This window comes from Streptomyces sp. NBC_00237, assembly GCF_026342435.1.
In the GTDB taxonomy this organism is placed as follows: domain Bacteria; phylum Actinomycetota; class Actinomycetes; order Streptomycetales; family Streptomycetaceae; genus Streptomyces.
In genome coordinates, this window is sequence record NZ_JAPEMT010000003.1 from 1,171,820 (window position 1) to 1,184,731 (window position 12,912).

Annotated in this window: 8 protein-coding genes and 2 pseudogenes; 4 read left to right on the forward strand and 6 right to left on the reverse strand. The window is 70.5% G+C overall.

Annotation, left to right across the window (positions count from 1 at the left end; genetic code table 11):
• Nucleotides 1–2,102: 2,102 nt before the first annotated feature.
• Together OG897_RS31955 and OG897_RS31960 are read right to left on the reverse strand one after the other, a co-directional pair.
• The gene (locus OG897_RS31955) at nucleotides 2,103–2,831 is read right to left on the reverse strand and encodes a DUF6193 family natural product biosynthesis protein (protein ID WP_266662271.1); all 729 of its coding nucleotides are present in this window, start codon (nucleotides 2,829–2,831) and stop codon (nucleotides 2,103–2,105) included.
• Nucleotides 2,832–3,058: 227 nt separating this feature from the next.
• Nucleotides 3,059–4,039 carry a Twin-arginine translocation pathway signal gene (locus tag OG897_RS31960; protein WP_266662273.1) on the reverse strand — a complete coding sequence of 327 codons (981 nt, stop codon included), beginning with the start codon at nucleotides 4,037–4,039 and terminating at the stop codon, nucleotides 3,059–3,061.
• Between the two features lie 446 nt (nucleotides 4,040–4,485).
• Here OG897_RS31960 and OG897_RS31965 point away from each other — a divergent pair, with 446 nt between their 5' ends.
• Nucleotides 4,486–5,058, forward strand: a complete 573-nt coding sequence (locus OG897_RS31965) for an EF-Tu/IF-2/RF-3 family GTPase (protein WP_266662275.1) — start codon at nucleotides 4,486–4,488, stop codon at nucleotides 5,056–5,058.
• 6 nt (nucleotides 5,059–5,064) lie between these two features.
• Here the strand turns inward: OG897_RS31965 and OG897_RS31970 are convergent.
• Together OG897_RS31970 and OG897_RS31975 are read right to left on the reverse strand one after the other, a co-directional pair.
• A pseudogene (locus tag OG897_RS31970) lies at nucleotides 5,065–5,160 on the reverse strand (IS5/IS1182 family transposase); the annotation flags it as partial.
• Between the two features lie 450 nt (nucleotides 5,161–5,610).
• Nucleotides 5,611–5,751 carry a hypothetical protein gene (locus OG897_RS31975; protein WP_266662277.1) on the reverse strand — a complete coding sequence of 47 codons (141 nt, stop codon included), beginning with the start codon at nucleotides 5,749–5,751 and terminating at the stop codon, nucleotides 5,611–5,613.
• A 1,242-nt stretch (nucleotides 5,752–6,993) separates the two neighbouring features.
• Here OG897_RS31975 and OG897_RS31980 point away from each other — a divergent pair.
• A pseudogene (locus tag OG897_RS31980) lies at nucleotides 6,994–8,782 on the forward strand (aminotransferase class I/II-fold pyridoxal phosphate-dependent enzyme).
• Complete coding sequence (locus OG897_RS31985; RefSeq protein WP_266662279.1) at nucleotides 8,779–9,582, forward strand: phosphatidate cytidylyltransferase; 804 nt, start codon at nucleotides 8,779–8,781, stop codon at nucleotides 9,580–9,582. The pseudogene OG897_RS31980 and the gene OG897_RS31985 overlap by 4 nt, the downstream one beginning before the upstream one ends.
• Nucleotides 9,583–9,846: 264 nt before the next feature.
• Here the strand turns inward: OG897_RS31985 and OG897_RS31990 are convergent, their stop codons facing one another.
• Nucleotides 9,847–11,127 (reverse strand): helix-turn-helix domain-containing protein, encoded by a 1,281-nt coding sequence (locus OG897_RS31990; protein ID WP_266662281.1) that lies wholly within the window; start codon nucleotides 11,125–11,127, stop codon nucleotides 9,847–9,849.
• Nucleotides 11,128–11,257: 130 nt separating this feature from the next.
• Between OG897_RS31990 and OG897_RS31995 the strand changes: the two genes are divergently transcribed.
• Nucleotides 11,258–12,433, forward strand: coding sequence for a glycosyltransferase (locus OG897_RS31995; protein ID WP_266662283.1), 1,176 nt, complete (start codon nucleotides 11,258–11,260; stop codon nucleotides 12,431–12,433).
• Between the two features lie 20 nt (nucleotides 12,434–12,453).
• Here the strand turns inward: OG897_RS31995 and OG897_RS40890 are convergent, their stop codons facing one another.
• Complete coding sequence (locus tag OG897_RS40890; protein WP_323188122.1) at nucleotides 12,454–12,723, reverse strand: hypothetical protein; 270 nt, start codon at nucleotides 12,721–12,723, stop codon at nucleotides 12,454–12,456.
• Nucleotides 12,724–12,912: the final 189 nt, after the last annotated feature.

The window sequence follows — 12,912 nt, forward strand, 5'->3', positions numbered from 1 at the left end:
GACCCGGCCCCGCAGGCGCGGCAGGCCCTGTGGGTCCGGCGGGCGCGGCGGGTCCGGCGGGTCCTGCGGGCCCGAGGTCGAGTCCGGACACCTGGACCGATGCGGAGAAGGCCGAGATGCGCGGCGAGAAGGGTGAGAAGGGCGACCCCGGTGGCCCGAAGGGCGACAAGGGTGACCCCGGACCGGCCGGGACCGCCGGCCCGGCCGGTCCGACGGGCGACACCGGAGCCGCTGGTCCTGCCGGGGCTGCTGGCCCGAAGGGCGACCCCGGTGCCGACGGTGCGGTGGGTCCGGCTGGCCCGCAGGGGCCTGAGGGGCCCCGGACGAGCCCAGACAACTGGACGGATGCGGAGAAGGCGGAGATGAGGGGCGAGAAGGGGGATCCCGGTCCTGCGGGTCCGGCCGGGCCTCAGGGTGAGCCCGGGACCGATGGTGCGGCCGGACCCCAGGGTGACACGGGTGCGGCTGGCCCCCAGGGCGATACCGGTCCTGCTGGTCCGAAGGGTGATACCGGTGTTGACGGTGCGGCGGGTCCGCAGGGGCCTGAGGGTCCGCGGTCGAGTCCGGACACCTGGACGGATGCCGAGAAGGCGGAGATGAAGGGCCCCAAGGGAGACACCGGTGCGGCGGGCCCGGCCGGGCCCGCTGGCCTCAAGGGTGACGACGGCGCTGCCGGGGCCGCCGGCCCGAAGGGCGATACCGGCGCCGATGGTGCTGTGGGTCCTAAGGGCGACACCGGGGCTGCGGGCGCGGATGGAGCTCAGGGTCCCAAGGGCGACACCGGAGCCGCCGGTACCGATGGGGCACAGGGCCCTAAGGGCGACAGCGGGGCTCCAGGCGCTGACGGGGCCGCTGGTCCGAAGGGTGACACCGGAGCTACTGGTGCCGATGGTGCGGTGGGTCCGGCTGGTCCGCAGGGGCCTGAGGGTCCGCGGTCGAGTCCGGACACCTGGACGGATGCCGAGAAGGCGGAGATGAGGGGCGAGAAGGGGGACCCCGGTGCGGCGGGCCCGGCCGGGCCCGCTGGCCCCAAGGGTGACGACGGCGCTGCCGGTACCGATGGGGCACAGGGCCCTAAGGGTGACACCGGGGCCGCCGGTACCGATGGGGCACAGGGCCCGGTCGGTCCAAAGGGTGACACCGGGGCTGCTGGTCCGAAGGGCGATGCCGGTGCCGATGGTGCTGTGGGCCCGAAGGGCGACAACGGAGCTACAGGCGCTGATGGGGCACAGGGTCCTGCTGGTCCCAAGGGCGACACGGGTGCTGCGGGCCCGGCCGGGACGCAGGGCCCTAAGGGCGACACCGGAGTTGCGGGCCCGGCAGGTCCTCAGGGGCCGAAGGGTGAGACCGGCCCGGCAGGTTCTAAGGGCGACACCGGTGCGGTGGGCCCGGCCGGGGCCACGGGTCCCAAGGGTGATGCCGGTCCTGCAGGCCCGGCCGGAGCAACGGGGGCCACGGGGCCGAGGGGGCCGGTAGGGCCGACGCAGATGGTTTCCAGCGCCCTGACGCCCATTCCTTCTGGAGGCTCGATTACGCGCCTGGCGGCGGTCTGCCCGGCCGGGACGACGGTGACCGGTGGCGGTTTCTGGTACCCCACGTCGAGCAATGACGTGTGGGTGACCAGGAGCAATCCCAACCTCACCGACAACAGCTGGCAGGTTTCAGCGTCCACCACTAATACCTCGGCACTCCGAGAAGTCCAGGTATACGCCCTTTGCGTGGCCATCAGCTGAGACCGCCGACACCAGGATTCGCCCGAGGTAACGGTGCCTCCCTGCCCCAATGGGGGAGGCACCGTCGACCTCGTGGGACACGCCCCACCTCGATCAGAGGCTCCGGCAGCAGCGAGGGCGCTGTCCACCGCATCAAGAAGGTCAAGCGGCAGCTCTGCGGCCGAGCAGGATTCTAACTATTCCGCAAGATGATCCTTCTCCAGTAACACCTCGAGTCGTGCCCCGAGTAGGAACTCCGGGTCGTCGGCTACGCGTGTGGGTGGCCAGTTGGATCTCCCCGTCCCTGGCCACATGACGGGGAGTCAAATGGCCGCAGGTTCGATGACTGTCCGTGACTGGTTTTGGGGCGTCGCATCCTGCCGAGGTGCGTTACTCATCCCGTTCGGCGGTTCCCGCAACAGCTGGACCGAGCCCGGTGGAAAGGTGGGACGCCGCCGAGGCGACCGCCTCCTCGGCCGTGGCGGCCTCGCCGATGACGACGGAGTGGGGATGCTTCATCACGCGGTACGGGCTGTCGCTGCGCGATGGGGCGATGGCGATCTCTACGTGGAACGGGAATCCGGTGCAGGAGCTGAAGCCGAGTGTCCAGTGGCTGGAGAACACGTAGAGCTGTCGTAGCTTCGGCTCGGCATGTGCCGCTTCCACAAGTGCGCCGAACGCAGGGAAATCCGGAGCCTCAGCAGCCTGTTCCCGCATCGCACACCATTGCACCTCCACGACCGCGGCCGGCCCGCGTTCGTGGGCCTCAGCGCGCTCACTGGAGCGCAGAAACGACAGCCCGGCCCGCAACTCCCGCAGGCTCCTGCCCTGCCCCCACGCCGCACCAGCCCTGACGACATCGGCCAGGCTGGACGTGGCTCCAGTGATGAGCTCGATCCCCTGACCCCATCCGGAAACGCCGAACCAGCGCTCGTCTGCCCCGATGTAGACGGAAAGCGGCCCGCGCCCCGGGACCGACGAGGCGATACCCGCCGCAACGGGGGACCCGCCATCTTGGGGAACCACCGTGAGATCGATGCCGAGGTCGGCGGCCAGCAGTTCCAACGCGGCAGCCAGGCTGCCGACAGCAGCCAGGTCAGGATAGAGATCAGAGTTCACCTCCACAGTCTGCCGTCGCAACGCCGCGCAGGGGAATAACGATCAGGCATGTAGAGCGGGACCGGGTACGTGACTCCTCGTGTCCGCCGTTCTCAGCCCGGGGACCGTAACTGGCCGCCGGTGGGGGCCGTGAGCGGGGAAGTGCTGGCCGTACACGGGGAAACGATCTTGGCCGCTGTCAGCCTGGTGACGGGGGAGTCACCAGGGCTGTTTCCCCTGCATGGTCGTCAGGCTGTGGCGGCGCCGTGGCTGTCGATGTGCGGGGGCAGGGTGCGGATGCGGTCGTGGAGCTCGGTGACACCTGCGGCGTCGGTGGTGCCGAGTTGGCGGCCGAGGCGGATGAGGCGGTCGCGGGCGGTGGAGCGGAGCCGGGCCGCCGGGATTCGGTCAAGGACGCCGACCGCGCGCTGCGCGGCATCGGTGGGCTGCTCGGCGGCTTCGGCCTGGGCGAGGACGAGTGAGGCCGCCGCCCAGCCAGGAGTGTCCGGGAGGCAGGCGGTCAGCGACGTCTCCGCGCAGGTGGTGGCCTGTGCCGTGCGGCCCAGCCGTGCGTGTGCCTCAGCTTCGTGCAGGGCGAGCTCGGCGGCATCGAAGCCGAACCTGCCCGGGGCGAACCCGGTCGGGTCGGCGTCGAGTGCGCGGCGGGCATCGGCGAGTGCGGCGTCCGCCTCGGCGGTACGGCCCTGCCCGGCCAGCGCGGGGAGCTGGGCCCAGGCGTGGATCTGCGCGCGGGCGAGTGCGGGCGGCGCGAGCGCGAGGCCCTGCTCGGCGAGCGCCAGGGCGCTGTCGTACTGCCCGGCGGAGCGGGCGAGCATGCTCTGCGCACCCAGGACCCATGTGGTGAGCCGGGCGTCGCCACTGCGGGTGCCGTAGGTGAGGGCGGCTGCGAGATGGGCACGCGCGCCACTGGTGTCATCGCAGTGGAAGCTCGCGTTGCCCAGGAGCGCGGACAGCCACCCGACCGTACGGCGCAGCTCCACGGCGACGCTGTCGAGGATGACCGGCTCGATCAGGGCTTCCGTCAGCAGGGCGCGCGCCGCGCGTACTTCGGAGAAGAGAAGGGCCGGTGGGTGGCGGTTGTAGTGGGTGGCGTAGTGCTCGACGGCGGCCTGCGCGAGATCGACGACCGTGCTGCTGCCCGCCGGATCGACGAGGAGCGCGAGGTGGAGGGACTCGCGGACGGCGGGCAGTCCGGCGTCGGTGGTCATCGGCGGCACCATTTCCCGTACGAGGTCGTACGCCTGGGGAGCGCATCGGCATGGGGGGTGACCGTACCGGAGCCGGTCGGCCCTCCCGCGTCGTCTGTCCAGCATGCCCAGCCGGGCCGGGTCCGCACCGTAAGTCCGGCATAGGATCGGCCCTCGTTGCCGGTGGCTGGTGTCCTCGTTCGTCAAGCTCCGCAGCGCAGCGCACTCCGTGTGTGAGGGCGCCGGCGGGTAGTTCTGGTATCGCTGCTTCGCGGTGGGCACGTGCTGCTCTCGGCCGTGCGGGTAAGGGGATCGCTAGGAGGCGGTCTTGCTGAGGGAGACGCGTCAGCCTGCGAGTCGTTAGGGCCTGTCCGATGGGACGCAGTGCCGATCGGGCACAGGGGGGCCTGTGATCGCTGTTAGCCTCGGCAGTCCGCTGATGGCTGTTCGTTGGGAAGGGAGCCCAGATGGAAGCAACGGGCAAGCCGTTCCTGATGCATATCGGAGATCTCTTCTGGCAGAACCAGGGCAGGGCGGTCATGCTGACCGGCCTGGTCGAGCGCGGGCGGGTTCATAAGGGCGATGCGGTGGAGATCGTCGGTTTCGGTGGCACCGCGCTCGTCGCCGTCGAAGAGATCGAAGCTTCCCGTCGGTATGTCGACGAGGCGAGTGCAGGCATGAACGTGGGCCTGTTGATACGTGGGACGGCGGCCGGTGCGGTGGAGCGGGGGCAGGTGTTGGCGGCACCTGGCTCTATCAGCGGTCACACCAGGTTTGCCGCAGACATCACGCTCTTGTCTGAGGAACACGGTGCTACCGAAGTGCGCACTGGTGAGCGACTCCACTTCTACTTCGGCACTGCCGTTGTAGCGGGTGACGTGACGCTTACGGGGGGATTGGATGTCCTGTATCCGCTCCACCGGGGCGACGTGACGATCACGCTTGAACGGCCGGTTCCCTTGGAGGAAGGGCAGTGCGTTGTTCTTCGGCACCGCGGACGGGCTGCTGGCTCGGGACATGTTATGCGCCTTCTCAGCTGAGCCTTTTCAACGGAGCCAGAGCCGACTCGTTGCGGCAGTGACCGTGCCGTGGAAGACGTAGAGGCGCTTACCGAAGCGTGTCGCCACGGCACGTGATCCTTCGCTGACCGGCCCCAGGTGCTGGCTGCGCACCGCACACCCCGCCGACCAGGCCCGTAGCGGACCGTCCACCGCAATGCCGCCTGCCATTTCCGGCAGGCCCGCTCCTCCGGCCACCCACATTTCGCTCACGAACCGCTCCTTGTCTGCTGGATAACGACGTGCGCCGCGGCACCCCGCCACAGAGGTGTACCGCGCCGCACGGGCAAGCCCGAGGGATCAGGGACCGAACCAGAACATGTCTTTGTCCGCGGTGTGCGCGACGTACCGGCCGCGCGTCACCTCGGCGACCGGGCCCGCGGTCAGTGCTGGTGCGAACACCGGCACATCCCGTGGCTCCGTGTCACGTACGGACGGACCGATCTCCCTCGGGAATCTCCCTCGGGACGTCCTGGACCGGGTGGTGAAGCCCCATCACAGGCCCTCCCTTCATTGCGGAGAGGTTCGGCAGAATCACTGCTCGAAGTAGTTGTCCTTGTCCGAGTCGTTGAACTGCTGGCGGCCTCGGGTCGCCGAGGCGACCGAGGCGGTGGAGATGACCGGGGCGAACGCCTGACCCGTGGGGGCCTGCTGCGTCGTGGGCTCGATGGTCATGTCGGTGTTGTCGTTGGGTGTGGCTCTTCTTGAGTGAAGGAAGTCCGGCGACGGCTGGTCGAACGCGATCGAGGATGATCGGTGGATGTCGGTTCGCGTGAGGTAGAGCAGGTTTCACTGGCGCCGGTGGCAGTCCCAGTGCGCTTGTCGGTCGGGACCGCAGTAGCGAGTTGGAGCGGTGATCCACCATCACCTCGGCCACCATCTCCCGCGTGACCCGCAACCACTCCAGCCCCTTCCGGGCCTGCCCCAACTGTGCTGATACAAGAGCGGGTTCTTCCTCAAGCTCTTCCACCCGCACCCGGGCAACCGCCTCCATGACCTCCAACTCCAGCAAGCCGAAGCCGCCCGCCAGGCCGCCGAGCACCTGCGTGCCGTCTACCGGGCCGCTGCAGTCCGGACTCTGACCGTGACCCATCAGCGCGGCATCTGCCTGGCTGTCGCGGTCCAGCAGCGCCATGCCGTTCTCGTCCACCGAGCACTGCGTTCACATGCGGGTTCGCCGATTTCGGGGTCGTCTTCCCCTACCAGTGACCGGATGGGGCAAGTCGGCACGGCGCGTGCCCGGTGGAGGAAGGTGCGGGTGAAGTCGCGGGAACGCGAGATGACTCCAAGCTCCATGGTGCAGGTCATGGCCGCCGCCGCGGCAGCCGTGTGCGGGAGTTCGGACAGCGGGTGTCCGATGGTGTTCGCTCCATGCCGGCCCGCCAGGTCAGACATGGGGTGGCGGGCCGATCCATCGGAGGTGCGCAGGGCCTCAACCTGCCCTGGTGCATGCCCCCCAGGCCGTATGCAGCGGCCGCGAGTGGGAGAGGTCGGGTACGAGTGCGCCTCGGGGCGAACGCTGACGTGCCGCGTGAGCGCAGGTCCGCGCGCGGCGGAACGAAGGCCCTGGCCGGCGATGCGGCGGCGCCCACCGCCGCCCCGATCCTCACCTGGCACCCGCCCACCTCCCCACGCAGGAGTCGTGCAGGCCGAGTCGGCCGTGAACCGTCACGCCTCTGCGACCACAGACCGGAAGACCCTGCACGGCCCTGCAGCACTCACGTACTCAGGTACTGGTGCTCATGTGGGGTCGCCGGACGGTCACAAAGATGTGATCAAGACACGGACTCGATGTGAAGGAATGACGAATACCCTTCTCCGCTGAGGTACGCGCTGTGCCCGCCTCCCCCGCTCAGGGCGGGCCCGGCGGCCAGTCGCCACCGAAAAGATCTCCCCCATTCACCGAAAGAGACAGACATGAGTCGCGATCTGCAACTGCGCGCCGCCACACCCGAGGACCTGGTCTGGATCCACGAGTTGCGGCACCGCGTGTACGCCCAGGAGCTCGGGCAGCACGCTCCGCGCCCGGACCGGCGGCTGTCCGACGGGCTGGACGGCGACAACGTCTACCTCGTCGCGGCTCGCGGCTCGCGGGCCGATGCGCATCGGCTTCGTCAGCCTGACTCCGCCGTGGGTGGGCCGCTACGGGCTGGACAAGTACCTGACCCGTGCCGAACTGCCGCTGCTGTCCGAGGGCGGAGCCTTCGAGGTCCGCATCCTGACCGTGGAGCCGCGCTGGCGCAGTACGGCGGTCGCCCCGCTCCTGATGTACGCGGCCCTGCGCTGGATCTCCTCCCGGGGCGGCCGCACGGTCGTGGCGATGGGCCGCACCGAACTGCTCGGCATGTACGAGGCGGTCGGCCTGCGCCCCGTCGGACGCACCGTCCGCAGCGGTGCCGTGAGCTTCGAGGTCCTGACGGGTGAGGTGGCCGCACTGACCCGGTTGGCGGCCGCCCGCTACGGCACCGTCCTGGAGCGGTTCACCTCCGTGGCCGACTGGCAGTTGGACACGGACCGGGCGAGCGGGCCGGACGGCTGCGAACACGGCGGCGCATCCTTCACCGCCATCGGCACGGACTTCCGCACCCTGCACCGACGCCACGAGGTCGTCGCCGCCGACGTACTGGACGCCTGGTTCCCCCCCGCTCCCGGCGCGGCCACCGCACTCACCGAGGACCCGGCCTGGACCGCCAGAACCTCGCCGCCCACCGGCGCCGAGGGCCTGCTGTCCGAAATCGCGACGTCCCGGGCGCTGCCCCTGGAGGCCCTCGTGGCCGGGGCCGGATCCTCGGACCTGATCTTCCGGGCGTTCGGCCGGTGGCTGACGCCGGAGAGCAGGGTCCTGCTGCTGGACCCGGGGTACGGCGAATACGCCCATGTCACCGAGCGTGTGATCGGGTGTCAGGTGGACCGTTTCCGGCTCCGCCGGGAGGAGGACTGGCAGATCGACTTCGACCGGCTGGCCTCCGTCGTCGCCACCGGCCGCTACGACCTGGTGGTCATAGTCAACCCGAACAATCCGACCGGCCGCCACGCGCCCGCCGACGCGCTGCACACCCTGATCGCGGGCTCCCCGACCGCAACCCGCTGGTGGATCGACGAGGCATACCTCGGCTACGTGGACCTGTCGGAGTCGCTCGCCCCGCTGGCCGCGGAGAATCCGCGGGTCGTGGTCTGCACCTCGCTGTCCAAGATGTACGCGCTGTCCGGTGTACGGGCCGCCTTCCTGGTGGCCGACCCCGCCACCGCAGCAGAACTGCGCCGGTGGACGCCGCCCTGGGCGGTGAGCCTGCCCGCACAACTCGCCGCGGTGGCCGCCCTGCGGGACCCCGCGCACTACCGCTCCCAGTGGCTCCGCACGCACGCCCGGCGCGGCCGGCTGGCCGCCGATCTCGCCGCAGTCGACCCCACCGCCACGGTCGACGAGGGCGTGGCGAACTTCCTCAACATCACCCTGCCCAACGACGGACCGAGCGCTGCCCGCCTGGTACGGGAGTGCCGACGGTACGACGTCTATCTGCGCGACCTGTCGCCGCTCTCCCCGCAGTACGAGGGACGCACCGTACGGGTCGCGGTCAGGGACGAGGCGGAGAACGCCCGCATCGTCGCGGCCTACGCAGCCGCGCTGGACGCACTGCGCGTCGGCCCGCTCGCGCTTCGGTCCACCGTGTCCCCGGCCCGTTCCGTCGCCGGGCACGCCCAGTGATCGCATTCACCTCCCTGGCACCCTTCCTCGGCGGGGCCCTGGCGGTCGGCGGCATCGCCGCTGCGTTGTCCGGTCGCCGCGAATTGTTGATCCGCTGGTGCTGCTGGGCGGTCGCGGTGCCCGTGGTCGTCGGGGCGTTCTGGTGGGGCGGCCCGGGGGTGACGGCCCTCGCGCTCGTGGTCGCGGTGGTCGCGTCACTGGAGTACGGAGGGCTCCTGGGCCTGCCCCGGACGGACCGGGCGATACTGGCTGCGGCAGTCTCCGGCGTGGTGCTGACCTCGTGGCTGGCCCCGGGCAACGAGGTCCGGGCGGCGGCGGTCGGCGCACTGCTCCTCGCTGCGGTCCCGCTGCTTGCCGGTGACTCCGAGCACGGGCTGCGCCGACTCGGGGCCGGGCTGCTCGGGTTGCTCTGGCTGAGTGTGCTCGCCGGCCTGGTATCGCTCGGGGCAGTCGCACTCGCGGTGTTCATCGCCGTCTCGGTCGGCGACATCGCCGCGTTCTTCACCGGTCAACGGCTGGGCGGACCACGGCTGTCGCCGCTCTCCCCGGCCAAGCGGTGGAGCGGGACGCTGTGCGGTGCGGCGGCCGCCCTCAGCGTGTTGGCCGCACTGTCGGCGCTGAGCCTGCCGACGGCGGTCGCGGTGGCGGTCGGAGCTCCGGCGGGGGATCTCCTGGAGTCCATGGTCAAGCGGGGTGCACGGGTGAAGGACTCCGCCCAATGGCTGGCGGGCTCCGGTGGCCTGCTCGACCGGATCGACTCGCTCCTCCTCGCCCTGGTCGTTCTCCTCCTCCTGCGCTGACCCGAACGGTCAGGCACTGCCACCGCAGCTTCCCCAAGGGCGGGCGCTGGTCGGCGGGCTGTACGTGACCACTGCCGCACGTCTGCAACTGCGCCCCGCCACAGGCGTCGGTCTCTCCAGGGTGAACTGCACCTTGAAGCCGCCCTGTAAACCCGCGCGGTGGCCACGTACGGCGCGAGTGGACTGCCTCCCCGTGAGGGGCCGCAGCCCGCTACTCCGGGCTGGTCAGGTGTGTGTTGTTCAGCGGCACCCAGTGAACGCGGGTCAGGCCGCTACCGCTCCCGTACGGGAGGCGAATTCGCGTAGGCCCTGGATGCGTCCGGACCCGTACAGCAGGTCGGAGGTGAGGGCCCGCAGCGCGGGTCGGCGTACTTCTTCGGGTGCCTCTCGCTCCACGCTTCGTAGTGCCGCGAAGGTCTGCTGTGAGTCGCCCAGGGCGTGCCACATGCGGGCGGTGTCCGTCCACGCGCGTGCCCGGCGTTCCGGTGTTGGCATGAGGTCGATGTTCAGCCGGGCAGCGGTCTTCACGCCTTCGTCCGGTGTTCCGAGCGCGTTGAGCACGCCGATCCGGTAGACGTCGACCTGGGCCTGGCTCGCCTCCACGGTGAACAGCCCCGGGACCTGGACGAGGCCGCCAACGGTCTGCTCTGCCTCACCGAGCAGGGCCAGTGCGGTGGTGCGGTCGTGGCCGGTGGCCGCCGAGTACGCGGCGGTGAGGAGCAATGTGGTGCGGACGGCCGTGCTGCGTTCTTCGGCGGCGTCCAGGGCGGTTGCCTCCTGGGTCAGGAGGTGCACGGCTGACGACCACCGGCCCGAGCGGCGCATGGTGATCGCCAGGACCCGGGAAGCCTCGCCCACGGGCACCGGCAATCCGCTGGAGCGTGCGGCGGTGAGAGCCCGGTCGGCGGCCACCCATGCCGCGTCGGAGTGCTGCTTGGCGGCGAGTTCTGCGGCCAGGACGTAGGCGCGGGCCAGCACGGCGAGTGCCTGCTGGCGCGCTTTGCCGGTGGTGGTGCCTGCGGTGGCGTCTGCGGTGGCTAGCAGCCGTGGAAGTGCTCGGCTCAGGTCGTCGTAGCGGGCTGCGCGGAAGGCCCGGCGGGCTGCCGCGGTCTGCGCCGTCAGCCGGGCCAGTGGCGCGGGTTGGGCCGATGGCAGACGGAATAGTGTGTCCTCCAGTTCCGGCCCCCGGGTCTCAGAGGCGGACGCCGTGCCCGTACCGACAATGGCTGATGTTCCGGCGGCGATGGCTCCGGACAGCATTTCCCTGCGACGCACTACGTCCTCCTCGTCCGACGGACATCCGCTCGACACCGTAGCGACCATGAGGCTGTGCGACCCGCCAGCGGCACGAAGCCGCTCCAGCGGAATGTTCAGCGCTTCGGCCAGACACAGCATCTGGGCGTAGCCCAGGCGCAGCTTGTTGGCCTCGATGCGGGAGATCGCCGACGCCGAGTACCCGCACATGCTGCCCACTTGGGCCTGCGTGAGTCGGGCGGCGGAGCGGGCACCACGGATAAGCGCTCCGATGTCAACGCTCTGGGCCATGGGTACCTCCTGCACAGCGACAGGACTTGTGACGCTAGCGGTGAAGGGGCTCAGCGGCTAGGCGCACAGGGGTGGGCACAGGTGCTTGGAAGCGCGCGGGGAGGGCGGGAACAGCCAGTAGTGTGCGGGGGTGACTAGTGCTTCCGGCTTGCCGCGTCCCTTCCGCCTGATCGTTACCGGGGGAGGGACCGGAGGCCATACGTATCCGGCTCTCACGGCGATCCGTGCGCTGCAAGCCCGGCTGGCCAAGGACGGCAGAGGACTTGAGACTTTGTGGATCGGGACGGCGGACGGGCTGGAGGCCCGTGTCGCCCCGGCGGAGGGCATCGCGTTCACGACGGTGGCGACCGGCAAGATCCGCCGGTCGAGTAATCCGCTGAAGATGGTGTCTCCGGCCAACGTGAAGGACATGGCCCGGGTCCCGCTCGGCGTCGCGCAGGCGAGGAAGATCGTTTCTGAGTTTCAGCCGGACGTGGTGCTGGCCACCGGGGGGTACGTGGCCGTCCCCGGCGGTCTGGCCGCGCGGTTGTGCCGTCGGCCGCTGGTCTTGCACGAGCAGACCGTACGGCTGGGGCTTGCGAACCGGAAGCTGGCGGGTTCCGCCACGCGGATCGCGGTGTCCTCGGAGTCCTCGGTTTCGCTGTTGCCGGAGGCGGTGCGCGGTGCCGCGGTCGTTACCGGCAACCCGATCCGCCCCGAGGTACTGGCCGGTCACGCGGACAAGGCGGTGGCGGCGCTGGGCCTGCACGGCTTCGACCGGCGCTTGCCCACCGTGTACGTCACGGGTGGCGCGCAGGGCTCCCAGCAGATCAACGACGTCGTTGCGGGCGCACTGCCGTGGCTGCTGGAGCGGGCGAACGTGGTCCACCAGTGCGGTCCCGCCCACGGGGAGGTGCTGCGCCGGAATGCGGCAGGGCTGCCGCCCGTCCTGGCGGGCCGCTACTACGTGGCCGGGTTCGTCGGCCCGGAGCTGCCGGATGTGCTGGCGCTGGCCGATGTCGTGGTCTCGCGGAGCGGGGCGGGCACGCTCGCCGAGCTGACGGCTCTGGGTAAACCGGCGGTTTTCATTCCGCTCGCCTCTTCCGCAGGCAACGAGCAGGCGCACAACGCCCGCCACCTGGAGGAGGCTGGTGCCGCCGTGGCTTTGCTGGGCGAGGTCACCGCGGAGCGGCTGAAGGACGCGCTGGGCCCGCTCCTCGCCGACCCCGCACGGCGGGCGGCGATGGCGGAACGGGCCCGGATGCACGGGCGGCCGGATGCGGCGGACCGGCTGGTCGACGTGATCTTGTCCGCCGCTTCCGGCTGACCGGGGCGGGCAGCGGCGGGTTACGGGCGGTTGCCGAGGTGCAGCGCGGTGCCCGCCTCGATCAGGACCGCGCACTCGCGGAAGGCTTCCTCGCCCCGGCCCATCGGGTCGGGGACGTCTTCGTGGCCGAGGTAGAGAGGGAACAGGATCGCCTCGGGGTCCAGGACCGGGGGCCCTGAACCGAGCTCGATATCGAAGGCGGGTACGGCCGCCAGGCGTGTCCTCGCCGTCTGGACGATGCGCTCGACGTCGGTTTCGGGGATCCCGTCGACGAAGCCGATGCCCTGCATCGTCAGGTGCAGCTACTGGTCGGGGATCAGAGACAGGCCGTCGATGCCCTTCAGAGCAGGCTCGGGAGCAAGCCATGAGAACGGGCCCTCTTGCCAGTGAGACCCAGGAGTTTCCACGAGCGGGGATGGGGCTATCGCGGTCGTCACCGTTCCTCCTAAGCGCCGTTGGGGTTGACATAACGCTCAACC